The sequence below is a fragment of the Oligoflexus tunisiensis genome (genome assembly GCF_001748245.1).
Lineage (GTDB): Bacteria > Bdellovibrionota_B > Oligoflexia > Oligoflexales > Oligoflexaceae > Oligoflexus > Oligoflexus tunisiensis.
This window is the reverse complement of sequence record NZ_BDFO01000001.1, coordinates 1,870,581-1,893,075: the sequence shown is the minus strand read 5'-3', so window position 1 is coordinate 1,893,075 and position 22,495 is coordinate 1,870,581. Positions and strand designations below refer to the sequence as shown.

General features: G+C 53.7%; 23 protein-coding genes and 1 tRNA gene. 14 read left to right on the top strand and 10 right to left on the bottom strand.

The features are described 5' to 3' along the window. Positions 1 to 121: 121 nt before the first annotated feature. On the top strand, positions 122 to 2,335 hold the full coding sequence (locus OLTU_RS08210; protein WP_141732272.1) for a hypothetical protein: 2,214 nt from the start codon (positions 122 to 124) through the stop codon (positions 2,333 to 2,335). 143 nt (positions 2,336 to 2,478) lie between these two features. Then, complete coding sequence (locus OLTU_RS08205; protein ID WP_218109918.1) at positions 2,479 to 3,159, top strand: 4'-phosphopantetheinyl transferase family protein; 681 nt, start codon at positions 2,479 to 2,481, stop codon at positions 3,157 to 3,159. A gap of 3 nt (positions 3,160 to 3,162) precedes the next feature. Here the strand turns inward: OLTU_RS08205 and OLTU_RS08200 are convergent, their stop codons facing one another. After that, positions 3,163 to 3,588 carry a response regulator gene (locus OLTU_RS08200; RefSeq protein ID WP_141732270.1) on the bottom strand — a complete coding sequence of 142 codons (426 nt, stop codon included), beginning with the start codon at positions 3,586 to 3,588 and terminating at the stop codon, positions 3,163 to 3,165. A gap of 108 nt (positions 3,589 to 3,696) precedes the next feature. Between OLTU_RS08200 and OLTU_RS08195 the strand changes: the two genes are divergently transcribed. From OLTU_RS08195 to OLTU_RS08185, 3 genes are all read left to right on the top strand, one after another. Next, positions 3,697 to 4,389 (top strand): alpha/beta hydrolase, encoded by a 693-nt coding sequence (locus OLTU_RS08195; protein WP_141732269.1) that lies wholly within the window; start codon positions 3,697 to 3,699, stop codon positions 4,387 to 4,389. An 87-nt stretch (positions 4,390 to 4,476) separates the two neighbouring features. Continuing rightward, positions 4,477 to 5,664 carry a sensor histidine kinase gene (locus OLTU_RS08190; RefSeq protein ID WP_176736440.1) on the top strand — a complete coding sequence of 396 codons (1,188 nt, stop codon included), beginning with the start codon at positions 4,477 to 4,479 and terminating at the stop codon, positions 5,662 to 5,664. An 88-nt stretch (positions 5,665 to 5,752) separates the two neighbouring features. Beyond that, positions 5,753 to 5,962 carry a hypothetical protein gene (locus tag OLTU_RS08185; protein ID WP_141732267.1) on the top strand — a complete coding sequence of 70 codons (210 nt, stop codon included), beginning with the start codon at positions 5,753 to 5,755 and terminating at the stop codon, positions 5,960 to 5,962. Here OLTU_RS08185 and OLTU_RS08180 read toward each other — a convergent pair whose 3' ends face one another. Further along, complete coding sequence (locus tag OLTU_RS08180; RefSeq protein WP_176736439.1) at positions 5,963 to 6,382, bottom strand: (deoxy)nucleoside triphosphate pyrophosphohydrolase; 420 nt, start codon at positions 6,380 to 6,382, stop codon at positions 5,963 to 5,965. A 73-nt stretch (positions 6,383 to 6,455) separates the two neighbouring features. On the opposite strand from OLTU_RS08180, the gene OLTU_RS08175 reads away from it, so the two are divergent. From OLTU_RS08175 to OLTU_RS08165, 3 genes are read left to right on the top strand one after another with little or no spacing between them, the layout of a single operon-like run. Continuing rightward, on the top strand, positions 6,456 to 8,642 hold the full coding sequence (locus OLTU_RS08175; RefSeq protein ID WP_141732265.1) for an aminotransferase class V-fold PLP-dependent enzyme: 2,187 nt from the start codon (positions 6,456 to 6,458) through the stop codon (positions 8,640 to 8,642). A gap of 48 nt (positions 8,643 to 8,690) precedes the next feature. Continuing rightward, a complete protein-coding gene (locus tag OLTU_RS08170) occupies positions 8,691 to 9,356 on the top strand; it encodes an SCO family protein (protein ID WP_141732264.1) in 666 nt (221 codons plus the stop codon). A gap of 14 nt (positions 9,357 to 9,370) precedes the next feature. Beyond that, positions 9,371 to 10,201, top strand: coding sequence for a hypothetical protein (locus OLTU_RS08165; protein ID WP_218109917.1), 831 nt, complete (start codon positions 9,371 to 9,373; stop codon positions 10,199 to 10,201). Here the strand turns inward: OLTU_RS08165 and OLTU_RS08160 are convergent. Further along, on the bottom strand, positions 10,198 to 10,890 hold the full coding sequence (locus OLTU_RS08160) for an acetoacetate decarboxylase family protein (protein ID WP_176736436.1): 693 nt from the start codon (positions 10,888 to 10,890) through the stop codon (positions 10,198 to 10,200). The two genes, OLTU_RS08165 and OLTU_RS08160, sit on opposite strands and share 4 nt — an antisense overlap. A 122-nt stretch (positions 10,891 to 11,012) precedes the next feature. Here OLTU_RS08160 and OLTU_RS08155 point away from each other — a divergent pair, with 122 nt between their 5' ends. After that, a complete protein-coding gene (locus OLTU_RS08155; protein ID WP_176736435.1) occupies positions 11,013 to 11,756 on the top strand; it encodes a DUF2059 domain-containing protein in 744 nt (247 codons plus the stop codon). On the opposite strand, the gene OLTU_RS08150 is transcribed toward OLTU_RS08155, so the two are convergent. The 3 genes from OLTU_RS08150 to OLTU_RS08140 form a co-directional block, all read right to left on the bottom strand. Beyond that, on the bottom strand, positions 11,753 to 12,556 hold the full coding sequence (locus OLTU_RS08150) for a Cof-type HAD-IIB family hydrolase (protein WP_176736434.1): 804 nt from the start codon (positions 12,554 to 12,556) through the stop codon (positions 11,753 to 11,755). The two genes, OLTU_RS08155 and OLTU_RS08150, sit on opposite strands and share 4 nt — an antisense overlap. Further along, positions 12,543 to 13,499 carry a small ribosomal subunit Rsm22 family protein gene (locus OLTU_RS08145; RefSeq protein WP_218109916.1) on the bottom strand — a complete coding sequence of 319 codons (957 nt, stop codon included), beginning with the start codon at positions 13,497 to 13,499 and terminating at the stop codon, positions 12,543 to 12,545. Before OLTU_RS08145 ends, OLTU_RS08150 begins: the two co-directional genes overlap by 14 nt. A gap of 114 nt (positions 13,500 to 13,613) precedes the next feature. Beyond that, complete coding sequence (locus tag OLTU_RS08140) at positions 13,614 to 13,826, bottom strand: hypothetical protein (RefSeq protein ID WP_141732258.1); 213 nt, start codon at positions 13,824 to 13,826, stop codon at positions 13,614 to 13,616. 362 nt (positions 13,827 to 14,188) lie between these two features. Here OLTU_RS08140 and OLTU_RS08135 point away from each other — a divergent pair, with 362 nt between their 5' ends. Then, positions 14,189 to 15,169, top strand: a complete 981-nt coding sequence (locus OLTU_RS08135) for a peptidase associated/transthyretin-like domain-containing protein (protein WP_141732257.1) — start codon at positions 14,189 to 14,191, stop codon at positions 15,167 to 15,169. Between the two features lie 627 nt (positions 15,170 to 15,796). On the opposite strand, the gene OLTU_RS08130 is transcribed toward OLTU_RS08135, so the two are convergent. Continuing rightward, a complete protein-coding gene (locus OLTU_RS08130; protein WP_141732256.1) occupies positions 15,797 to 16,768 on the bottom strand; it encodes a sigma-70 family RNA polymerase sigma factor in 972 nt (323 codons plus the stop codon). Positions 16,769 to 16,893: 125 nt separating this feature from the next. Here OLTU_RS08130 and OLTU_RS08125 point away from each other — a divergent pair, with 125 nt between their 5' ends. Then, positions 16,894 to 17,301 carry a gamma-glutamylcyclotransferase family protein gene (locus OLTU_RS08125; protein ID WP_141732255.1) on the top strand — a complete coding sequence of 136 codons (408 nt, stop codon included), beginning with the start codon at positions 16,894 to 16,896 and terminating at the stop codon, positions 17,299 to 17,301. Between the two features lie 63 nt (positions 17,302 to 17,364). On the opposite strand, the gene OLTU_RS08120 is transcribed toward OLTU_RS08125, so the two are convergent. After that, the gene (locus OLTU_RS08120; RefSeq protein WP_141732254.1) at positions 17,365 to 17,847 is read right to left on the bottom strand and encodes an OmpA family protein; all 483 of its coding nucleotides are present in this window, start codon (positions 17,845 to 17,847) and stop codon (positions 17,365 to 17,367) included. A 215-nt stretch (positions 17,848 to 18,062) separates the two neighbouring features. Between OLTU_RS08120 and OLTU_RS08115 the strand changes: the two genes are divergently transcribed. Continuing rightward, entirely contained in the window at positions 18,063 to 19,028 is a 966-nt protein-coding gene (locus OLTU_RS08115) for an energy transducer TonB (protein WP_141732253.1), read from the top strand. On the opposite strand, the gene OLTU_RS08110 is transcribed toward OLTU_RS08115, so the two are convergent. Then, the gene (locus OLTU_RS08110) at positions 19,018 to 19,485 is read right to left on the bottom strand and encodes a Fur family transcriptional regulator (RefSeq protein WP_141732252.1); all 468 of its coding nucleotides are present in this window, start codon (positions 19,483 to 19,485) and stop codon (positions 19,018 to 19,020) included. The two genes, OLTU_RS08115 and OLTU_RS08110, sit on opposite strands and share 11 nt — an antisense overlap. Positions 19,486 to 19,681: 196 nt before the next feature. On the opposite strand from OLTU_RS08110, the gene OLTU_RS08105 reads away from it, so the two are divergent. Continuing rightward, positions 19,682 to 19,768 (top strand) — tRNA-Ser (locus OLTU_RS08105). Positions 19,769 to 19,773: 5 nt separating this feature from the next. On the opposite strand, the gene OLTU_RS08100 is transcribed toward OLTU_RS08105, so the two are convergent. Continuing rightward, positions 19,774 to 20,928, bottom strand: a complete 1,155-nt coding sequence (locus OLTU_RS08100) for an ATP-binding protein (protein ID WP_141732251.1) — start codon at positions 20,926 to 20,928, stop codon at positions 19,774 to 19,776. Positions 20,929 to 21,357: 429 nt separating this feature from the next. Between OLTU_RS08100 and OLTU_RS08095 the strand changes: the two genes are divergently transcribed. Further along, the gene (locus tag OLTU_RS08095) at positions 21,358 to 22,467 is read left to right on the top strand and encodes an ABC transporter substrate-binding protein (RefSeq protein ID WP_141732250.1); all 1,110 of its coding nucleotides are present in this window, start codon (positions 21,358 to 21,360) and stop codon (positions 22,465 to 22,467) included. Positions 22,468 to 22,495: the final 28 nt, after the last annotated feature.

Sequence of the window (22,495 nt, the reverse complement as noted above, 5' to 3'; positions counted from 1 at the left end):
AGATTTTGCTGAGGACAAGGCTTTCGCCATATTTTCTGTGGGGTTAATCGTCATGCAAGCAGGCGAACGTTGGCAAAATTCGGCTAGGATTTGGGGCCTGGATTAATTGGGGAGTCTGGTCATGAAGTTTTGGGGTGCCAAGGTCTTACATAAAAGTGTTGTTTTGAGTTTGGGTGTTTTGGCGTTTCACACCGCCTGTAGCAACTCAAGCTTTCGAAGTACGTCCGCGCAGACCGTGACGGAGGACCCAGCGGAGCCAGCCAGCGAGGATGCGACGCCGGAGATACCGGAAGTGCCGCTACAGGATAGCGGAGTGACGACGACGCCGATTGGAACGTCGATCCTTGACGTCCCACCGATTTTGAAAGAAGTCCCGGATTCTCTATTTTCTGCCTTTCCGACCAGTATCCTGAAGGATGCTGAAACCCGGTTCACCCTGGATCTCAAGGATGTTTCCACGACGGTGACTCTCAAGGATAAGAGAGAAGAAAAAACTGATAACTTCACCCAGAATACGCGTCTCATACAAACTGAGCCTTTTACTCAGGGCACTCCGGGTGAAACCAAAACGGACAAATTCACGCAAGCCGGGAAGAAAGGGCTGGTGGATATCCTTGTCGTCATTGACAACTCGGGTTCCATGCAAGAGGAACAGGCCAATCTTTCGTCAAAGCTTGATGATCTTCTCGTCGCGATCAAAGATGCCGACTGGCAGGTGAGCGTTATTAACACAAGTCCAGTCGTACCGGCTGGCGTGAACATGAATAATGCCAATTCTGAAGGCAAGGAACTCTGCGTTTCAACCTTGATCAGAAAAGGCGACGCCACAGCTGCTGCAGATTTCGCCAGAGCTGTGCAGGCCGGCGTCTCAGGCAACGGCAATGAGCAGGGCATTCGTCAGGCTGTCGTCGGGTTGCGTTGTCCTGGCAAAACGGTGGTTCGCCCCATGTCGACTGTCGCAGTTTTAATTGTCAGCGATGAAGATAACTGTAGCAATGGCAACGGTTGCGGTAACCTGCCTTGGAGCAACGAATCTTATCTGATTAATTACGTGCAAAACACACTGGGAAGAACAGTTGGCAAAAACGCCGGTTTTTACGGTATCGTCGCGCCAAGCATAGCTGCCTGCCAAACGGCTGGCAACGCGGCTCCTCAGTATATTCGTCTCTTCAACACCGGCTCCACGCCTGGCGACAATTATGGAAACATTTGCGATGCCAGCTACGCGACAACCCTGACTCGCATTTCAAACAACATCGCGCTGCAACTCGACAGCGCGTTTGAATTGTCGAATAAGCCTGATGCCGGCACCTTGAGTGTCAGTATCACATCTGGAGGTGTGGAGACCCCGGTCAATCCAGGCGACTACACACTGACAGAGAAAACTTTGAAATTTGCAGCCGGCAAGGAACCGGCCAATGGCAGCACAATCAACGCAACCTACAAACTCGGTGCCAAGCCGTTGTTTAAAAGCGTAACTTTGAAAGAGGATCCTGCGGCCAATACAGTCTCTGTGAAAGTCGATGGAGCGCAACTCGCACCAGGAGCATTCACAGTTACCGGCCGCGTGGTTACGTTTGCCACGCAACCCGCAGCCAATGCCAAGATAAGCGTCGATTATCGTCAAAACACGCCACTGATTGATCGCGTGAAGCTGGCGTCTGTTCCCTTGGCCGGGACTCTCAAAGTGGTGGTCAACAATGTTGCCACGACTGATTTTGTCTTCAATGCCGCTGCGAATCAGGTGGTACTCAACCAGATTCCTGCGGACGGCCAGAAGATTGATGTCAGCTATACAACGGTTGTGGAACAAATCCTTACCTATTCGGTGTCCATTGCAGCTGGATCGATAAATTTCCGCCTCCTCGATGGGACGACTCCCGTCAAACACACGGTGGATCTGGTCAATAACACCATCACCATTGATAAGGCAGCCTTTGAGGCCGGCAAAGTTCTAACTCTCGTGTATGAAGCGCCTGAAGGTGAACGTCGCTTCTCTCTGGACGGCAAGCCTGAAGTCGGCACTCTGAATATTCAGATGATGGAAGGCAAATGTGTTTTTGGCGACACTTTGAAGATTGATGAAGTGACGAATGAACTCGTCGCGAATTGTCCTATAACAGAGAAGACTGATTTCATCGTGACATATAAATACAAAGTCCAGTTTAAGTCCTTCACAGTGAATGGCATCCCTGACCCCGAAAAGGGAACCTTCGAAGTTTATTATGACGGAGCCTTCACCACCGATTACACGAGGGAAGGCGCTAAAATCACCCTTGGATTTGACCCGGAGGATAATAAGAAGGTGAGTATCCGGTACACATTCCCGGAATAACCAAAGACGACCAAGCCCCTGCCCCGCAGGGGCTTCTGCTTTTAGCCCATGAGCCGACCATGGACAAAACCCGGAAATCCGGCTATAACGTCCTGGAGTCAACCAACACTCGGGTACCTATGACCATACGCAACCAAGTCCCCATGAGCGCGAATAAGCTTCCTCATGGGGCTTTTCAGTGGACGCTCAGCTTCAATCTGGACCAGCTCCAGGCCGACCATTTCCTCGTTGAAGGTTTGGAGCTGCCCTCCAACCTCCGTTACGCCGTCAAGAAACGGCAAATCGAATTCCTCTGCGGCCGGCTCTGCGCCAAGGCCTGCATGGAAAACCTCGGCTATGAGGCCCCTCCCCTGATCCCAACCGGTGAAGACCGCGCCCCGATCTGGCCCGCGGAACTGGTGGGATCCATCTCCCATACGGACCGCCTCGCCACCGCTGTGGTGGGACGGGCGACACAAATCGAATCCATCGGCATCGATATCGAGCGCGTGATCGCGGAAGCCACGCCCCAGCTGATCAAACACATCTGCTGCGATCTCGATGAACTCGAGGGGGTCCGGGACGCCCAAAAGATTTCAAGGGAAGAAGCCCTGACCCTGATTTTTTCCGGCAAGGAAAGCCTCTATAAAGCGATCTATCCCCAGCTCCGCCGCTTTTATGGATTTCAGGCCGCACGCGTGAAAGCCTTCGGCAGCAACCGGCTCAAGATCATGCTGGTCACCGACCTCAGCGATAATTTTGAAGAAGGCACCAGCTGGGATCTGCAATCCCGCATGCCGTCCGCAGATTTGATTGAAACCATGGTGTTGAAACCGAGGCTCTGAATCCTAGGCCAGCTTGCGCAGCGAGCGGCCGATGCGATCATTCCAGCGTTCAATGTGTTCGATGCCTTCCCGCAACGCGGCCTGCAGATCAGGTATATGCAAGGGCTTGCGCAGGACATCGCGAGCCCCGACGCTGAAGCAACGCTCCACAATGAGCATGCTTTCGACGCCGGTCACCACATAAACCTGAATCCCTTGATTCATATTCATGCAGGCCCGCAAAAGGTCATCCCCAAACATTTGGGGCATATTGATATCGACAAAGACCAGACGTATCTTCTGATTCCTGATCTCAGCCAGGGCTTCCTGAGGATCCTGGAAAGGCATGACAAGCACATCCTTTTCCTTACTGACGATCTGTTTCATCAGCGAAAGAATCAGAGGATCATCATCAATCAAGGCAATTTTGTAAGGTTTTTCTATGAACATTCATCTCACCGCAGGTTGATTTTCAAAAGCAATTTCGACCCATTCGCCTGGAACTTGACTTGTAATTTTGTAAGATCCAGGCTAAGTGAGATCCCAAGGGAGGTACCTATGCGCAATTTCCAAGTAAAAAAACTGGCAGGACTCGATTGTATCGTGACCGAAAAACCCGGCAATCAAAAGGCCGTGATCCTTCTGCACGGTTATGGCGCTGACTTCCGTGATCTCGCCTCCCTTGCCGTGGAACTCGATCCCGAGGAAAACTATGATTGGTACTTCCCGAACGGCATCCTGCCGGTGGCTATCGGCCCGCATGTGGAAGGCCGCGCCTGGTTTCCTATCGATATGGTGGCGTTGCAGGCCTCACTTCAAACGGGCAACCGCCGTCCCTTCGCCGATCGCGTCCCGGAGGGGCTGACACGGGCCAGCGAAGCCATTCAGGAACTCCTGGGGACTGTGCAAAAAACTCATAAGACCGTGGTATTGGGCGGTTTTAGCCAGGGCGCCATGGTCAGTCTGGATGTAAGCCTCCACAGTCCCGAAAAACCGGCGGCCCTCGTCCAGCTCTCCGGAAGCCTGGTCGCCATGCCGCGCTGGGAACCGCAGCTGGCCCGTCTTGCAGGAATAAAAGTTTTCCAATCTCATGGACAGGGCGACCCTATTCTGCCGTTTGACGCCTCGGAGGACCTGGCTCGCCTTTTCAAGCAGTACGAGTATGAGCTTGAATTTGTTCACTTTCCCGGCGGGCACGAAATCCCCTGGAACGTGATGACGTCCCTCAGGAAGTTCCTCAGCCAGGTCTAATCTACATATTTCCATGTAAGGACGGTCTCCTCAGGCTTAATCTTCATTCCGCGAAGCCGATAATCCTTCTGGATGAGGGTTCATGTAATGAAGTGGCGCCAACAAACCAGCCTCGGCGCGCGCTATACAGCGCGTACACTGGTCATTTTCCTGGTGATCTCCACCTTTTTTACCCTGCTCTTCCAATGGCTTGATCGCTATCAATGGATGACCTCGGCGCATTTGATCAGCTTCTTTGGGCTGTCCGCCCTGCTGGTGCTCGGCTGCGCGCTATACGTGAACAGTCATCTGCAGCTCGTCCGACCGCTGCGCGCCTTGAAAAAAAGGCTCAGCGCGTTCCAGGTGCAAAACATCCTCGACAGGGAAACCTTTTTCGAAGTGAAACGACATGTGGCGAGCGACTTCGATGAGCTTGAGAATATGTTCCTCATCTATCTCCGTCAGGTGCAGATCGAACACCGTGAAGCTCTGGTCGCCAAAAATAATCTGGCCAGCCTGAACAAGAACCTCGAACGGGAGCTTCAACTTCGCAAAACGCAGCTCGAAGAGCAGATCGCGAAATCCTTCAACGATCGCCGGATCGCCGCTCTGGGTGAGATGGCCGGTGGCATTGCTCATGAAATCAACAATCCGCTCGCCATCCTCGTGGGTCGCGCCGGGCAGCTTCGTAAATTCGTCAGCACCTTGAACTGCGATCAGTCCGAGGTCGAGATGATCCTGAACAGTATTGAAAAAACGATCTTCCGTATTCAGGAAGCGGTGACGGATTTGGAAACCATAGCCAGCAACCCCTCCACCGAGGAAGTCAAACTCTTGCATTTCGGGCGCCTTTTGCAAAGGATCCGCGATCTGAGTATCAATCGCTATGCGCCACGCGGCATCCGGGTGGATTTCCCGGAAACCTTTGAAGCGACCATCGAAGCCCGTGAAGTGGAATTGGCCCAGGCCTTCCTTTATCTGATTGAAAACGCGAGCGAGGCGGCCCTTCAGTCCGCAACGCCGTGGTTTCGGGTCGAGGTGCAGACGCTGGATGCCGACACCTTGCGTGTTCGACTGATCGATAGCGGTCAGGGTGTGCCGGAGGACGTTCGTGATAAAATCTTCCAGCCCTTCTTCACCACCAAGGAGGTCGGCCAGGGCCGTGGAGTTGGCCTGAGCCTGGCCATGAGCATCATCGACAGTCATGGCGGTCGCCTCTATTTTGACTTCAACCAGACCCATACCACCGTTTGCGTGGAACTGCCCATATCACGGCAGAATCAGCTCGCGGCCTGAGAATCAACCGCTGCAAATTTCAACTCGCCGCCCGCGGACGAGTCCGCTATAATCCCCAAAAATCCGGTGCAAAACAGGAGGATCTGATATGGCAAGAACCCGCGCACTCGTGGAACGCGACCTTGAAACAGCCACACAGCATATGAAGGCTTTTGAAACGAAACTCGGCGGCAGCCCCGATAAGAAAACTCTGCGCCACGATGCAGCCTGGCGTCGTCTGAAAGCGCAGGTGAACAAATACAAGAATCAGCTGCACTTCATCGATAAGCGCAACAGGAAGCCTGAACCCAAGGCCTGATCAGAGTGGGAGCCACCAGCGCGTTTCCTCAAGCAGAGGATGATGCAGGACCTCGAGAATATCGAGGTCCGCCTCACAAAACGGCAGCTGAACGAGTTCGGGCAGGGTCAGCCAGCGCGCATCACTATGTTCCTTCAATTCAAAGCGCCCACCGCTCAGGGTACAGAGCAGAGGATAGAGCAGAATGCGGCGTTCTCCCAATGGAACAGCCTGGGCCCGCAATGCACCACGGATATGAACATCGATACCCAGCTCTTCCTGCAATTCACGGTGCAGGCAGTCGAAAACATTTTCTCCAGGTTCCACTTTACCGCCTGGAAACTCCCAAAGCCCCGGGTCACGCATTTCCGGGGAACGTTGGACAGCCAGGTAGAGCGGTCCATCACGCAGGACGGCACAGGCGACGGGCACATTGCGCATGATCAAACAGCCTCCTTGTGCAAAACGCGGATGATCGTGGATCTTTTGAGGCAAATATGCAAGAAAACTCTCGATGACGAAGGATACGAAGGGGAATTTCATGTTGCAAGGTCCGACGCTGTTTCAGGCCGAGAATCTCGGTGCTTTTCCTAACTTATCAAATTTGGCGCGCCTGCATTGGCGGCCAGTCAGCGCAAAGAGCCGTCCACCGCGCGCCGCACCTGACATCAGTGTGGAGGACAAGCTGCGGTTTTTGCGGGAACAAAAGATCGGCCGCCTGACGCTCCTGCCCGGCCCCAGACTCTGGCAGGGCGTCGTTGGGGAACAAAGTGGCCCCGCTCTCCGGGCCATGCTGCACCTGGATTATACTGCTTCGGCTCAGGGCCTGGCCTTCATCGAACGCTACATGAATGAGTGTTTGACGACCTATGCCAACACTCACACAGAAACCTCGACCACCGGCCGTTATTCCACCCAGCGTCTGCATGAAGCGATCGAAATCATTCGCCGCCATTGCGGAGCCGGGGATGAAAGTTTTGTCGTTCCCGCCGGCTATGGTGCGACCGGCGCGATCGAAAAAATTCAGAAAATCCTGGGCCTCTATCTGTCGCCCAAAGGACAGAAGCTGATTCAGGAGCAGATCGGCGTCGATCTCAAGAAGTCACTCGCTGAAAAAATCGTGGTCTTTGTTGGACCCTATGAGCATCACTCCAATGATGTCTCGTGGCAGGATGATGCGCTCTGCACCTTCGTCCGCATCAAGGCCCTGCGCGATGGCCCCTGCTCTAATGATGTGGACCTGGAGGACCTTGATCAGCAGCTCTCCAAATATCCGAATCATCTCAAACTCGGTTCCTTCTCCGCCGCTTCCAATGTCACCGGCATCAAAAGCCACCTGCGCGAGATCGCCGATGTCCTGCATAAGCACAAGGCTCTCTTCTGTGTGGACTATGCGGCCTGTGCGCCCTATGCGGATATCAACATGGAGCGCGATGCGATCGATGCGATCTTCCTCTCCGTCCACAAAAACCTGGGCGGCGCGAACATCGGTTTCCTTGTGGGAAGGCGCCATCTTTATGATATGAGCAGCAATCCCAGCTTTGGTGGCGGCGGAACAGTGGCCGCCGTAACGCCCTGGGAATATCACTTTCATCCCAGCATCGAGGAACGTGAATCCGCCGGTACACCTGCTATTCGCCAGACCTGGCAGGCAGCTCTCTCGTTTCAGATCAAGGATTGGGTCGGCAAGGACATCATTCATCGTTTGGAAAGCCAGCTGACCGACAGCATGCTGCAATTCTTCATGCAGCATCCCAAACTCGAGATACTCGGCAACTGTGATCCGGGCAAACGCTATCCGATCTTTTCCTTCCTCGTGCGTCATGGTCAGAGAAAACTTCATCACACCTTTGTCGCGGTGCTGCTGAATGATTTCTTCGGTGTGCAGGCACGCTCGGGTTGCGCCTGTGCGGGTCCCTTTGGCCATGAATTGCTCGGCATCGAACGCGATCTCTCCGGCAAATATGTGGAATTGATTCTGAACATCCTGAATGGTTTCAAACCCGGCTGGACCCGGATCGGCACGCATTACACCATGAATCGCGCGGAACTGGATTACACCCGCAAGGCGCTCAGTGCGATCGCCTGGTTTGGGGCCCTCTTCCTCGACCAGTATCGCTTTGATCCTTATACCGGCGACTGGCAGCACAAGTTTCCCAGCACCACGCAGCCCCGCCTGCAACTGGATGAAGCTCTGACCCTGCAGGACAGCGATCATCTGCTCCCGCAGCTGCCGGATGAAGCCTCGCTGGAAGCCTGCTGGTCGGACCAACTGGAGGAATTTTATCTGCTGGCCGCAGCGCAGCTGGCCCGTCTGATTTTGATCGAAAGTGCCGGCCGTGCCGCGGAAATCTCGCTCGATCAGCTGGCGACCGCCTGTTATCCCCTGATTAAAACTCAGGTGGAGCAGTTCACGACCAGCGAGGAAACGTTCCTCCAGAGTTTGATTCAGACCCTTTGTCCGCTGCTGGTTCCTGCTGGCAAGAAGCCCGAGGATTGCCATCATGATATCGAACAGCTCCTGCGCGGCCTTCTGTTCGCTCCGGAAAAGCATCTGCACCGTTTTGAAAGCTTTGAAGGCATCGATAGCAATCTGCCCTTTTTCTTTGTGGCCAAGGATCATCTGACGCGACCCATCATCTGGGAAAAGGTGCGGCTCAGCAGCTGCACAAGGCCTCTGGTGCAATCCTTACCAATCTGAAAGAGCAGTCGGCCTTGAGTTCGCTTCCGAATCAGCCGAAATCATGGGATGATTCGGAGGCTTCTCCTTATGCCCTCACCGGGTGACCGTCCAGCCGATATTTCCCTCAAGGCGCTGTTCATTGCCGGCAGCCTCTGCCTTCTTGCGCTCTGGTGGACCTGGCCGCGCCTGCAACCCAATCAAAAACTCTATGCGGAGCGGGATACGTCGCAGCTTTTTCGCTATGAACCGCGAGCTCTTCCCGACTTCCGCCTGACTGGTGCCCATAAGCCCTTGACCCGAGCCGCGCTCAAGGGACATTGGACCCTGATTTATTTTGGTTACAGCCGCTGTCCGGAGGATTGCCCGACCACCATGGGAGCTCTGGCATCCCTTTATCGCCAGATGGCAGCCGAAGGCCATGTGAGCAGTCTGCGTATTGTGATCATCTCGGTGGCCGCGGATGATGATGCACAGCGCATCCAGGATTTTGCGGCCTCCTTTGAAGCCAATTTTGAAGGCTATGCAGGAGCGCGCGAGGAACGGGAAAAACTCTTTCTCTTCTTCGATGCCGGGGTCGATCTCGCTCCGGAAAAAGGTCCTTATCAATATCATCATGCCACCAATCTGTTTCTCGTGGATCCTGAAGCCCACTATGTGGCCACCTGGAATAGGGTCCCTGACCGCGATACACTGCACCAGGAAATCTGCGGCTTCATCAATTGCCCACCCTGATCTTTTTCGCTATCATGAGCCCGCGTGATCGTCTTCATCTCCAACGCGAGGTTCGCATGAAACGCATGCAGCTGTTTGAAGTCGAGGATTTCTCATGGTTTCCTGATTATTTCCGGCGGTGCCTGACCATTTATCTGAATACTGTGCATCGCCTGTTTCACACACCGGAAGCCCTGGCGCCTCTTCTGCTCCGCCTGCTGCAAATACACAGGACCCATCATATCCTGGATCTCTGCTCCGGCGCCGGTGGAGCCATGCCGACCGTGGCGCGTCTGCTTCGTGAAAAACATGGGGAGCCCGTGCAGGTGACCCTTTCCGATCTTTATCCCAACAGGGAGGCGGCGGCTGTCATCAATGGTCAGGGGGAAGGCTGGCTGCATTATGAATTGCAGCCGGTGAATGCTGGTCAGGTGGAGCCTGAGAGGCAAGGCGTTCGCACGATGATCTGTTCCTTTCATCACATGCCGCCACCTGTGGCAAAAAAAATTCTAACCGATGCCTTTCAAAAGCGGCAGCCACTTTGCATCTTTGAAATCAGCGACAACTCCGCTCCCAAGGCGCTCTGGTGGATCGCATTTCCGGTGGGCATTCTGCTCGTTCTGCTGGTCACCCCGCTCGTCAGGCCCTTTACGTGGCGACAGTTTTTTTTCACCTATGTGATTCCGATTCTTCCGCTTTGCATCGCTTGGGATGGCGCGGCCTCGAATGCACGCACCTATTCGGAAGCTGATTTGAAGGACATGCTACGGGATCTGACCGCACCTGATTACAGCTGGGAGATCGGCACCGTCCGCCACAGGAACAACCCGAGTCCCATGCTCTACCTTCTGGGCCAGAGCGCCTAACCTGCGTCAGGCTCAACCGAAGCTTCATGAAAGGTCATGCGAAAGTTTTCAATCGCGACACCGAGCAGCGGACTTTGCTGACCGAGGTCAGGAAAATATTGACCATCGCCCATGATCTCCATGATCCGGGCCGTGCGCCCCCAGCCGCGCGCGCTGAGTTCGGTGACGTAGACATGATCTTCCCAGGATTGCATTAAAGTATGAGGGGACAGCGCGCTGTGCACGGGAAAGGGAATCAGACCTTTCTTGACCCGCGCTCGAAAAATTTCAATGCCCCGGAATCGCACCCGCCAAACCTCGGAGCCGTCCGCCTCGTGCACGACCTGAAACTCCGCCTGATCCTTGGGAATCCCCCAATTGCGGCGGCCATTGATCACGCTGGAAATCGACGACACAAAGATGCGCGATATGGAATGCAGTTTGCGACCCTGATACTGAATCCGCCCGGGAATAAACAGGAGTTCATGATAGGGACCACATTCGCCGCTCGAATAGTCGACCAGCATCAGAGTCCCAAAGCCACCGCGGAAATGCGGCTGCAGGTGCGTCCTAAGCATACCGCTCTGACGCACAAAATCCTGGGAAAAGCGATAAACAAAGACATAGCCACGGCCCGTCAGATGCCACGGAGCCGGCACAAATTCCGCTCGTGAGGCCGAGGAAGACACGCCATATCCATCCGTTGTCATGAATCCATCCTTGCTGCTGTCGACTTCGTTCTCAACACACACCTTCGCTCTGGACAAGGGCGGCGGCTTCAGGCAGAACAGGTCCGACGGCATCCTCCGTCAGTCCTGCCATGAGGTTGAGCATGAATCGCAAATCCGCATTATTCCGCAACCTGGCTCTGTTGTTCAGTTTCGCCGCCGGTTATGCTGTTGCAGCTTTAATGGCCGTAACAGCCGACAAGCTGACAGAGACCCCAGCTCCAGTCACCATAACACAGCCTGCCGCAACTGAAGACACAACATCAACAAAGGAACCAGCGCCCGCCCCCGTCGCGACGCAGGACACATCCGATGTGGCAGCCTTGCAGGCACAACTTGCTGAAAAAACAGCCAAAATTAGCGAACTCGAGCGCAAACTGGCCGCCCCAACCCACGAGAATGTGCATCCGGACGACGATACCCCGGAGTACCGCGAAAAGCTGGCCGCTGACCTTTTGGAAGTGACGCGCACCAAGGACATGATCCAGCAGGCCTTCCAGGCCTCGTCGCAGATGGTAAGCAAGGAACTGACCCCTGAAGGTCAGGAGGCCTTGAACCAGGCGATCAGCAAGATCTATGGCTGGGATAAGATGGAAAAGGTCTTCACCAAGGTCTATACCGATGTGTTTTCAGCTCAGGAACTGAACGATCTGTCTGAGTTTTACCGCTCCGACGTTGGCGCGGCGATGCTGAAAAAACAGCCTGAGGTGATGCAAAAGACCATGCAGCTGGTGCAGCAGATCAATCAGGAGGCGCAGCCGAAGCTGATGGCTGAGATGGATGCCATCATGAAAAAGCACCGCCTCAAAACCGCCAGCAAACCGGAATCCACTCCAACAAAAAATTAAAGCCGGAAGATTTCTTCCAGGACAGCCGCCACCCCATCCAGATTGTGATGGGGGGCCAGGCGATCCGCCACCGCCTTCACTTCATCATCACCATTTTCCATCGCAATACCCAGCCCGGCCGCCGCAATCATTTCCAGATCATTGGCACCATCGCCGATGGCAATGACCTCATCCAGGGAAATGCCGAGGTGCTGACACACCACAGTCATGGCCTGGCCTTTGTTGGATTCAAAGGCGCTGAGTTCGATCCAGGGATATTCCCGGAAATAGGTGAAGTGCACGAGTTCACCAAACTGCTCCTGCAGGGTTTGATAGATCACCCGACGATCCTCGCGCGCGTGCACAAGGATGGACAGCACCGGCCCCTGCGGCACCGAATCATAGGTGAACGGCATCGGCTTTTTTCCATACATGCCGATGAATTCATCAATCACGGGATCATCCTGCAGCGCATAAAAACCTTCGGCTTCATCCAGCAGAATATTTCTGACCCCGCCGAGACCTCGGCACACTTCCAAAAGACGATGCATGGTTTCAAAGGGAATAATCTGTGCCGCCAGAGGCTCACCATAAAGGCTCTTATGCACCATGCTGCCGGAAAGGGAAATGACAGGCGCCGGGCTTTGAATCGAGCCCACCAGCTGACGGATTGATTCCACCGGGCGTCCGGTGGCAATCACCACATGGATGCCCTGAGCCACCAGTTTTTTGAGGCAGGCGGCATTGCGCGGAGAAACCTGCGCCTGACGGTTGAGCAGGGTTCCATCCAGATCGATAAATACGGCCTTATAGGGATGCATCATCCTTCCTTATCAGCTGAGTGCGGGGCAGGATCGTCATGAATTCGGGCTCACGCAGAGCCTCATCAATCGTCCTGTCATGTTTCTTCTGAAAATCACCGGAGCAAAGCCCTTCCTTCGTGCAGGCAAGCCAGCGGCAGTAGCCTTTGAACGCGCGCGGGCGGCCGAGGATCAAAGCCTCATCCGAAAATTCCTGGATTCCGGCGCGATATTGGGGACGCACCGTGGCCAGCCACGCGACGGGAAGACTTCGCAGATCGATCTTCATGCGCGTGCTGAATTCCCGCCAGAAAGCGGACTGATGGACTTCGCGCGGCACGGGGGCAAAAAAATGGCACCAATCCTTTTCACGGCCGTCCTTGAGGGCACCACAGGGCAAATCGTGACGGCAGGGTCCGAGTATGTGATGAACAGTCCGCAGCTCATCCCGCACCGCGCTGAGCCGCCGGCTTTCCAATGTCCGCCCGGGTTCAACCCAGATCACCAAAGCCGCAGCCGCGGCCAGTTTCTTGAGTTCGCCGTAACTGTGATCATCCAGTTCAGAGAGGACATGACTGGCCAGCAGCACAAAGGGCTCAACCGGAACCTGAAGTTTCTTCATCAACTCCACGCGAGTGCCAGGAAATTCCCTTTGAATCTGCTGAGCCGCAAAGCGCATGGCTCCCGGCGAGCGATCATGGAGGGTCACCTGCGGTGCGGGCCTCCCTCCCAGCTCCAGAAAACAGCGCGTGGCCATGCCGGTGCCGCAGCCCCAGTCCACAATGCGGCTGATGCCATGGACGCCGGCCAGGGATTCCGCCAGGACCTGCAGGACGGCCTGCCATTTCCAGCGAATCCTTTGGGCCAGCGTTTGATCATAGGCGCTGAGCCAGCGCTCATCATGCCAGTAATCCGGCAAATGGCCGTCGGTGTCGAGGAAGCCTTGGCGCATTTTCTGAATCAAGTCCCAGTCCATTGGATTATCGTGCCTGATCAAAGTGGACGCAAAGAAAGCCCCTAGACTAAGGGATTCCTGGGTACTTTGTCCATGCGAAGTGAGTGTCTTAAGGCGGGGAAATTATTCGTTGCTGGCTTTTTGTTGCAAGCGACGCAGAATGTCCTGGAGCATCTCGATGGAAAAGTGGGTGCGGATGTGTTCGAAATAAAAAGTGTCGGCGCGTTCCGATTCAGGCTTGCTTTGATGGCAGAGCTTGATTTGCTCCACCAATTCGTGGCGTAAGGCCTGTTCCTCCTGCCGTTTCAAACGATATTTTTCAATGTTTATGATCATACCCTACCCTTCACTTGGCCAACGCTGCTTCGTCAATAATCTTAACGGTATCGGCTTTCTGCGCCTTAACGTTTTGCCAACAGCTTTTTAATTTAACCCAGGTTACAGTCTGTTAGCAGCGCCGCCGGAAACAATTACTGTGTTTGTAAGAACAGGAACGCCTGATTCAGCATGTTCTTCTGGCTATTTTCCGGGCCGGAGGCTAAGAAAAGATCCGCCGATCCGGATCGGTATGGCAACGCGTTCGTGCTCTCGGGAGGGTCGACTTTGCACTGCAGGCTTTTGAATTGATTAGGTTTTATTATTTCCTTTATATCTCGGCCGGGAAACTGCCGAAAAGGTAAATTAAGGGGGTTGCAACCATGAAACATTACCTTCACCGTATGAAACAGAGCTTCGGTCTGGCTGCCTGGATTTGTGCAAGCGCAGCCTGTTCCAATCCTGGGAAATCCGGTGGCGAGACCCCCAAAGCGGACCCGCCCAGACAAAGCGAGGACGCCAAGCCTGTTGTCGGCAACCCTACGGATGCAGCGGGAACGCGCATTATTCTCAGCTTCAGAAATCCTGCCGGACTGAAAAACATTACCGGCTATGTCGTGGGCGCTGTGGATCAGCATGGTTTCAAGGCCATCGATGCCGAGCATTTTGCGTTCTTCAGCCTCAAACCGGGGCGCTATGATTTCATCGTCGAAGGACAGCGAGCAGGCGATGATACCAGCCAGTCCAATGGCACCAACGTTGGCATTCGCATTAGCGGTGTGACGGTCAGGGCTGGTGAGGATACCATACTGCGGGAACCGATTGAACTTCAGCCAGCCTTGGCCATCAAGGGCGCGGTGCGTTTGCTCGATGGCGTGACGCACGGCGCCATCACGGTGCAGATTCCCGGAACGCGTATCAAAACCCAAACCGAAGCGGATGGAACTTTCACCCTGAGTCCGGTGCCACTGGGATCGCATGCGATCGTGGCTTCCAATCAGGGTTACATTGATGCCGCCTATGAGAGCCGCAGCTGGACCGATCAGGACACGCTCGAACTTCCAGCGGTCACGCTCCTGCCTCAGGACCAGGCCTTGGCCACGGGCATTCATTACAAAGGTGATGGCCTGCTGCCCAATGACGAAAATATTGTGACTGTATTTTTGGTTCGTCCTGCGGGTATGAATAAATTCCGGATCAGCGAGACGGCGGATTTTGCGGGAGCCACCTGGCAGGAATATCAGTCGTCCGTCGACCTCAAATTTCCGCCCGGTGGAGAGCGCAAGGTCTTTGTTCAATATACGAAGGATCTCCAGCAATACAGCGCTATATTCAGCGCGGATATTCCGATGACCCAGCCTTGATTCCAGGCAACGTACAGACAATCAGTGAAGGACACAGCGGGGAGGTTAGCATGAACTTCATGCTGGATTTGACGTGAATTCTCGTCACCGAAAATCTCTGGTGTGATGGACCCTACAAAAGGCAGATGGCAGGAAGAAGATGCGAGCAAAGTGAAGGTTCGATTGGGATTCCGCAGGAAATTCATGACAACCTCAGTTCCGCAGTGAGACTCAACAAAATCGCTTATTACAAATCATGTGCCAGATGCAGAATACTGGAAAAATCCGGAAATGGGCGGCATCGCAGCGCCTGCCTCCTTCAACTCCGCACCGCCATTTTCAATTGTAACATCATGATTATTCAGGAGTAATTGCCAGAATACGACCCACACGTTGCTGGGGACGGGAAGGCGACAAGACCCGCTTGATTGACCGACAGTGACCAGACTCTGACCATTGGGTTATACTGATTTGGGGTGTCCCGCGTCCAAGCATTGATTGTTGCAGGCGAACCGACAAACACAAACCAGGGAGTTTGGTTTTCGGGTGGTGTGCAAGCCTTTCGTCATGAAAGGAGCCTAAAGCCTGGTGACCAACACCCACCAACATGTTGGTGGGTTCCCTTCGCAAATCAATGTGCGGGACGCCCTACCCACGATTGAGTAGGCGTTTCATCTCTCCCAGCGCTTTTTTGTGCAGTTTCTTGAAGGATGGCAGACTGAGCTGCATTTCCTCAGCGACTTCGCGCAGGGTCTTCTCCTCAAAATACAGACGGGCGATCAGGGTCTTCTCGGGATCAATCATGCGATCCATGGCGTGATCGAGACGTCTTTGATCTTCGATCTCAAGCAGCATCGACAACTGATCCAGCCTTTGGTCCGGGGCTTCGATATCCTCCAGCTCCACGTCCGTTTCAAACTCCAGTCCGTTGCCCCAGACCGCTTCGATCTGCAGGAGTTCATGGAACTCCTCAGGACTCAACTTCAGCCGCGTGCGTATCTCCTCCTTGGAGAAGGTGAGTTCCCGCAGGTGGGCCTCCTCACGCAGGGCTCCGAGAGCCGCGAGCTTTTTCCGAATTTTGAAGGGCACCGGATGCCGCCGCGCCTGTTCCTCGCGCATGCTTTCCCGGATCAAAGGCCAGGCAAAGCCTTTAAAGGACCCGCGGGGCTTTTTATAATATTTCTGTGCCGCCCGAAACAGGGCCTCACGCCCGACGCTCTGCAGCTCCTGAAATTCCGCTTCATTCTCGACCTTGCTGGGGATGTGATAGCGCGCGGCGGCTTTCCTGACGAGCTCCCAGTGAGTTTCCACCAGCTTGTGCGGCATGATCTGGGCGGCTTCATGCAGAGCCCTGGCCAGCTCGTTCGAGCCCGGCAGGGCCGCCAGCTGCCGATCCAGGCGTGCCGGCAGGGGATGCAGCTCCCGGGCGACCAGGAGCAGGAGCCGCAGTCTGTCCGCCTCGCAAGAGGCTTTGTCAGCGTCCAGGTTCCAGCTTGCGGCCTGCGCGGCGACCCTGGTTAAAAATTGTTGAACATCAACCAGGGACAGGGTTTCCAAAAGGCTCTGGCAGCTCGTCCAGAGGTCCATAAATTGCACCTGAATCAAGGAGTTATCGTCCACCGTTGCTTCCTTCCGCTGGCCGTGGTTTCCAACATTTTAGCAGCCACAGACGCATCAGCAAATTCTTGCTTTTTTCGGCGGACTGACCTAAATCATCCATCCAAAGAAAAAATAAGGAGCAGGCCATGCCTCATCTGGCGGTTTACGGAACCCTGAGGGATCCCGATATTATCCGGACAGTTTTAGGCCGTGATCCGGCCCCCTGGGCACGCGGTACGGTGCATTTGCCTCATTGGTCCTGTTATTACGTCGAAGGCGCTGTCTATCCCGGCCTGAAGCGTGAACCGCAGGCTTTGCTCCCTATTCAGTTGTATCAGAATTTGCCCCTGGACTGCTGGGAAAAGCTCGTGGCTTATGAAGGCAACGAGTACAAACAGGTGGGCGTGAAGTTTCAGGGCATCACCTACACCCTTTTTGTGCCGCGCATCTGCACGCGTCTGAGTCCTTCCAAGTGGTCCCTGGAGATTTTTCAGGCCGAGCACAAGAATCGCTTTATGATGCAGCTTAGTCGGGAGTATGGGCAGGGAGCGTAAGGAGTCAGGAGCGAAAGGAGTGGTTGGAGCCGATAGCTCCAACCTGCCAGGAATCAGATTTATTTATTGCGCGAAAGCGAATTCAGCGCGACGATTCTTGGCCCAGGCTTCTTCGCCTTTGCCTGGAACCGCTGGTTTCTCTGAACCAAAGCTCACAGCCTGCAAACGGTCTGCACCGATGCCAACAGTCTCAAGATACTTGCGCACGGATTCCGCGCGGCGCTGGCCCAAGGCGAGGTTGTATTCCACCGAGCCGCGGTCATCACAGTGACCTTCGACTTTCAATTTTTCCTTAGTGTTTTTCATGTGAGCGGCGATGGCGTCGAGACGGGCCATGCCTTCAGCAGTCAGAGTCGCATCATCAAAGGCAAAGTATACGATCTCAGCTTTGAATTCCAACTTCCCGTCCTTGTCGACAGAGAATTTGTGTTCATCGGTTTTCTTCTCGGCGGTTACCACTTCTTCGATCTTCTTTTCATCATCTGTACAAGCGTTGCCGAGAAAACCCAAAACCATGACCGCAGAGAGCATCAACTTCATCTTCATCTAAAATACCTCCAGTTCATTTTCCGGATCATCACCTCGCGGCGAGATGCAAGGAGATTTCCACAATTTCCCAGAGCGTACTTGACTCGAATTGAAGGAGAAATTGTTTTGGCCTGTCGAGTGCTTGAACGATGCCATGTTCAACTCCTTGACACCCCAGGCCAGGACCCACTCCCCGGTTGTCGGTCCAGGGAAAAGGATGTTAGTGTCGGGTCATGATCGCAGAGAGACAGGGCATGGAACACAACGCAACACCAGTCAAGCTTGACAGTCTTTATCAGCGCGGTCGGCGTCTGATCCTGCTGCCGCTCACTCTTTCGTTGCTCGTTCATGCGCTGATTTTGCTCATCCTGTCCTTTTTGCCCGCCCCGGATCGGACCCCGAAAAGCGTCGCCAAGGTGCCGGTGCGCCTGGAGATCAAGGAAGTGCCACGTCAGGCGGATAAGGAAAAGTCGGATAAAAAGGACCTTGCGGAAAAAACTCCCGAGGAAAAAACCATCATCGAAGCGCCGCTGCCTGAGACAGAGGCTCCAACTGATTCGGCCTATCTGGGTGCGCAGGATCACAAAACCGCACAGGAAATGAAGACCCAGCCGCGCCCGAGTGCGAAGGCGGCAGATCCGACTCCATTGCAGAATGGGCCTTTGCGTTTAAAGGTGGAGGAGGCTCCGGGCGGCAAGGTGAAGGTTCCCGCCGGCAAGGACTACAAGGAATTTTTGCCCAAGCAGATCGATGTCATGAACACGGGGCACAATGATTATATCGACAAAAAAATGCCGGTGGGTCCGGTCCTCGATGTGAACACCACGGAGTATCGATTCATCGGCTATTTCACATCGGTGCGCAAGCAGGTGGACCTGGCCTACTATGATATCGGCCCTACGCTGCAGGATAAGGATTATATCCGGGAAAAAGTGGAAAACATCGGCAAGGCGCATCTGCAGGGTACGAGTGTGATTCAACTTACGGTCGCCCGCAGTGGGCTTCTTATCGAAACCAAACTCGTGCAGTCATCCGGTGACAAGGATGTCGATGAATTCTGGGAACGCGTCCTCAACCTCGCGGCCCCCTACCCGCCTCTGCCTCGGGATTTTCCGGAGGAGGAGCTGGTGTTCACCTATAAACTCTACTATGACTTTGTGATCGCCGGCGACCGCCGCACGCGACGTTTTATGTTTTAGTGCGACCCTGGCAGCGCGCGCAGATGCCATCCAATTGAAAGAGATGTTTCTTCGGTTCAAACTGATTCTGGCTTTTCAGATACCAGAGCATGGGCGCGAGCACTTCCTCGGGCACATGAATTTCGCTGGCGGCATCACATTCCGTGCAGTGGGTCATGATATGGGTGCTGGCTTCACAGGCCAGATGCGTACAGGCAATATAATCCCCGTTCGGCGCCACCTGATGCACGAGCCCCAGTTCCGAAAACCGATCCAGAATCCTATAAACGGTCACCGCATCCACCGACTCCTGCCCATCCAGCTGCTCCGCCGTCTTCTGCAGAATAACCTTGGGCGAAAGCGGCACCTTGGAATGGGCCAGGCATTCAATGAGCGCCATCCGCGGCTTGGTGAGCCGTGCCCCGGATTCCTTCAACGTTTTGACACAAAGATCCTTAAAACTCTCGCTCTTGCCCATGCCCTCATCCGCCTTCCCGGCCACAAGCGACCGTCAACCCGGTACTAACCTGGGACCCCGCCTTACGTCAAGCTGCCAGAAGATAACACACCGCCACTCCGGCCGTAAAATTTCCGGCAAGAAGGTGAAAAAACAGTGGAACGGTGATTTTGATTCAGTTAGGATCTGGCCCTCAAACGATTCCTCGATCGTTTATGGAGAGGTGGCAGAGTGGCTGAATGTACCTGATTCGAAATCAGGCGTCTGCGCAAGTGGACCGAGGGTTCGAATCCCTCTCTCTCCGTTCCCCTAAATCAGATTGTTTCCCCACAGTCTTTCAACGAACTCCTTGTATGGCAGTATGAGAATTCCATCCTCGGTGATCCTGGCTTTTTCTTCAAGACAGACAATGCAAGACTTCTTGAGCTCTGGGTACTCCTTTTTCAGTTCCCTAAGGCCTTTGAGATGGTCTCCGTGAATCCTGGAGCTGCTTTTAGCTTCAACTGCCAGTTCCAAGTCACCGACTATAAAATCCACCTCGATGCCGCTTGACAAATGCCAATAAGACAAATCATGCCATGCACCCGAGTAGCGACTGTATGCATGAATTTCGTGGAACACCCAATTTTCAAAGGCTTTCCCGAATGCCATCTGCTTTGGCTCCAATTGTTTTCTTTTCGCCAGTTGATTCACAACGCCAACATCATCGAAATAGAACTTGGGCGCCTGCTTCGTTCGCCTTTTAGGACGTTTGGTAAAAGCTGGCAGCTCCTTGCCAAGCAAAGTATCGACGAGAATCGTGAAGTATTCTTTAATGGTCGGGCTCGAAACGCCAACATCTCGCGCAATTGTTGAATAGTTCAGCACTTCGGTATCACTTAGCGCCGCTATGCGAAGGAATTCCGAGAACACCGGCAGGTTTCGAACTATGCCTTCGGCAGCGATCTCCTCTTTCAAGTAGTCATAGACGTAGGATCGAAGATAAGACTCACTTCGGTCCGGATTCAGATAATGCCGCGGCATGTACCCTGTATTGAGCATAGTAACAAGATCCCAGTCAGCTCCACATTCAGCCGCCGAGAATCCGGTCAATTCGAATCTTAAAGCCCGACCTCCAAGAAGATTGGCATGCCCTCTTTTCAGCTTACGTGCGCTCGATCCACACAAGGCGAAACTATACTGATGACTCTCGATGAGAGAGTGAATCTCATCCAACAAAAGCGGTATTTTCTGAATTTCATCGATTACTATTCTATTTGGCTTATTGGGCAGAGCTTGAAGTTCTTCCCGCAGAAGCTGCGGTCGACTGCTGTAACGAATGAAGCTCTCTGCTCGCAAAAGGTCGACAGAGTAAGCATCAGGATAAAGCTGCCCTAGCAGGGTTGATTTCCCTACCTGCCGTGGCCCCCACAAGAAAAAAGTTTCTGTCTTGCTCGCATCAATTTTTATTAGTCTTTTTAGCATAATACCATCACATAAAGCAGCACTTTAAATATTCATGCAAATTTAAAGTATCACTTTATACATTGATAGACAATGAGAAAATTTAATAAAATTCAATGAATAGAGCTGTCGGTCGATGCTTGCTGGAGCAGCCGCAACGATGCTATTGTGACCTAGACACACTTCCTCACCTGATTCGAAATCAGGCGTCTGCGCAGACCTCAAAGACACAAGAAACTACTAAAACCTTCTCATCTTGATCCCAAACCCTAGCCTCAAAGGCGAAAGATTGTCTGGCATCTGCAACAATCGGCGAGCGGGCTCCGATGAACGTGCGGAACGCTTGGACCCAGAACACACGGCCATTAGGTGACTTTACCTATCCCTTAAAGTTACCAGCCCGGTTTGCTAATATAGGATCAAATACTCTTACCATCGCCGGGAGTCAGCATGCAGAATTTTAAGTTCAGGAGTTTATTTTTGAAGGGCTGCGCAGTAACCGCAGCCTTCCTGGGTCTCACCAATGGATCCGAGGCTTTTGCGGAAAAGGTTCAGCTCAGAATCAATGAATGGCCGACTTACGTTTCCATGCACAAGAAGGAATTTGAGGCTTTTGCCAAGAAGAAGGGTCTCGACGTTGAGTTGATCGTCGTCAAGCCGGATATTAGCGACGAGCAGGTCCTGTTCGAAAACCTGCGAAAAGAAGAGATCGATGTCATAACACCCACCGAATCATTTATCCACGCCCGGCAAGGCAAATTGATGAATCTGATCGCGCCTATCGATGAGAGCAAGGTCGAAGGCTATGAGGTCATACCCGAAAGTTTGAGAAAATCAAAGTTTCACCACGACGACAAAGGCAAGAGCTATGGCGTCGTATTCATGGCAGGTTTGTACGGACTTTATTACAACAGCGAAAAGGTCAAGACTCCACCGACCAGCTGGGATGTTCTCTGGTCTGATGCGGCCAAAGGCAAATACAGTGTCTCGGCAGATACCTACTTTGTAAATGGACACATAAGTCAGTGGACGCTTGACGGACAGAATATCGAAAATGCTTATGACGTCGATAAAATGAACAAAGCCAAGCTCCAGAGTAAGCTGGACCACCTGGCAAAGGAAGCAGCCCACCTTTGGAAGGGCGTCGGGAATACGCCAGATCAATTGAAGAATCTCAATTATACCGCGAGCTGGGGCTTTGAACTTCCTTCCAACTGGCGCCTGGCCCATCCAAAGCCTGGCTCTCCCATGTGGGTGGACGTCCTGTCCATCTCGAAAAAAGCGGCCGCAAATCCTAAAAAACTCCAGGCCTACTATCTCCTCGCCAGCTTCACCAACACCAAGGAAGCGCAGCATCTCTTCATGCAGCGTCTGCGCGCTTTCCCCTTGAATGCCCAGGCGAAAAGCTTGATGAAGCCAGATGAGATTGCCACCTACAGACCTGGTGACAACTCACTTTTCGACGCCCGCTTCTTCTGGCGTCCGCTCACCGACAGAACCGGCAATACACTGATGGAGATGTGGAAAGCCGCTGTGAGCAAGCGCGGCAGTGCCATCTAAATCGAAATCAGATCGCCTCTTTCCATTG

What these genes read in the sequence shown, in the direction of transcription:
- OLTU_RS08210 (WP_141732272.1), top strand. Translation starts at nt 122, where the DNA reads ATGAAGTTTTGGGGTGCCAAGGTCTTACATAAAAGTGTTGTTTTGAGT.
- OLTU_RS08205 (WP_218109918.1), top strand. Translation starts at nt 2,479, where the DNA reads ATGAGCGCGAATAAGCTTCCTCATGGGGCTTTTCAGTGGACGCTCAGC.
- OLTU_RS08200 (WP_141732270.1), bottom strand. Translation starts at nt 3,588, where the DNA reads ATGTTCATAGAAAAACCTTACAAAATTGCCTTGATTGATGATGATCCT.
- OLTU_RS08195 (WP_141732269.1), top strand. Translation starts at nt 3,697, where the DNA reads ATGCGCAATTTCCAAGTAAAAAAACTGGCAGGACTCGATTGTATCGTG.
- OLTU_RS08190 (WP_176736440.1), top strand. Translation starts at nt 4,477, where the DNA reads ATGAAGTGGCGCCAACAAACCAGCCTCGGCGCGCGCTATACAGCGCGT.
- OLTU_RS08185 (WP_141732267.1), top strand. Translation starts at nt 5,753, where the DNA reads ATGGCAAGAACCCGCGCACTCGTGGAACGCGACCTTGAAACAGCCACA.
- OLTU_RS08180 (WP_176736439.1), bottom strand. Translation starts at nt 6,382, where the DNA reads ATGCGCAATGTGCCCGTCGCCTGTGCCGTCCTGCGTGATGGACCGCTC.
- OLTU_RS08175 (WP_141732265.1), top strand. Translation starts at nt 6,456, where the DNA reads ATGACGAAGGATACGAAGGGGAATTTCATGTTGCAAGGTCCGACGCTG.
- OLTU_RS08170 (WP_141732264.1), top strand. Translation starts at nt 8,691, where the DNA reads ATGATTCGGAGGCTTCTCCTTATGCCCTCACCGGGTGACCGTCCAGCC.
- OLTU_RS08165 (WP_218109917.1), top strand. Translation starts at nt 9,371, where the DNA reads ATGAGCCCGCGTGATCGTCTTCATCTCCAACGCGAGGTTCGCATGAAA.
- OLTU_RS08160 (WP_176736436.1), bottom strand. Translation starts at nt 10,890, where the DNA reads ATGACAACGGATGGATATGGCGTGTCTTCCTCGGCCTCACGAGCGGAA.
- OLTU_RS08155 (WP_176736435.1), top strand. Translation starts at nt 11,013, where the DNA reads ATGAATCGCAAATCCGCATTATTCCGCAACCTGGCTCTGTTGTTCAGT.
- OLTU_RS08150 (WP_176736434.1), bottom strand. Translation starts at nt 12,556, where the DNA reads ATGCATCCCTATAAGGCCGTATTTATCGATCTGGATGGAACCCTGCTC.
- OLTU_RS08140 (WP_141732258.1), bottom strand. Translation starts at nt 13,826, where the DNA reads ATGATCATAAACATTGAAAAATATCGTTTGAAACGGCAGGAGGAACAG.
- OLTU_RS08135 (WP_141732257.1), top strand. Translation starts at nt 14,189, where the DNA reads ATGAAACATTACCTTCACCGTATGAAACAGAGCTTCGGTCTGGCTGCC.
- OLTU_RS08125 (WP_141732255.1), top strand. Translation starts at nt 16,894, where the DNA reads ATGCCTCATCTGGCGGTTTACGGAACCCTGAGGGATCCCGATATTATC.
- OLTU_RS08120 (WP_141732254.1), bottom strand. Translation starts at nt 17,847, where the DNA reads ATGAAGATGAAGTTGATGCTCTCTGCGGTCATGGTTTTGGGTTTTCTC.
- OLTU_RS08115 (WP_141732253.1), top strand. Translation starts at nt 18,063, where the DNA reads ATGATCGCAGAGAGACAGGGCATGGAACACAACGCAACACCAGTCAAG.
- OLTU_RS08110 (WP_141732252.1), bottom strand. Translation starts at nt 19,485, where the DNA reads ATGGGCAAGAGCGAGAGTTTTAAGGATCTTTGTGTCAAAACGTTGAAG.
- OLTU_RS08100 (WP_141732251.1), bottom strand. Translation starts at nt 20,928, where the DNA reads ATGCTAAAAAGACTAATAAAAATTGATGCGAGCAAGACAGAAACTTTT.
- OLTU_RS08095 (WP_141732250.1), top strand. Translation starts at nt 21,358, where the DNA reads ATGCAGAATTTTAAGTTCAGGAGTTTATTTTTGAAGGGCTGCGCAGTA.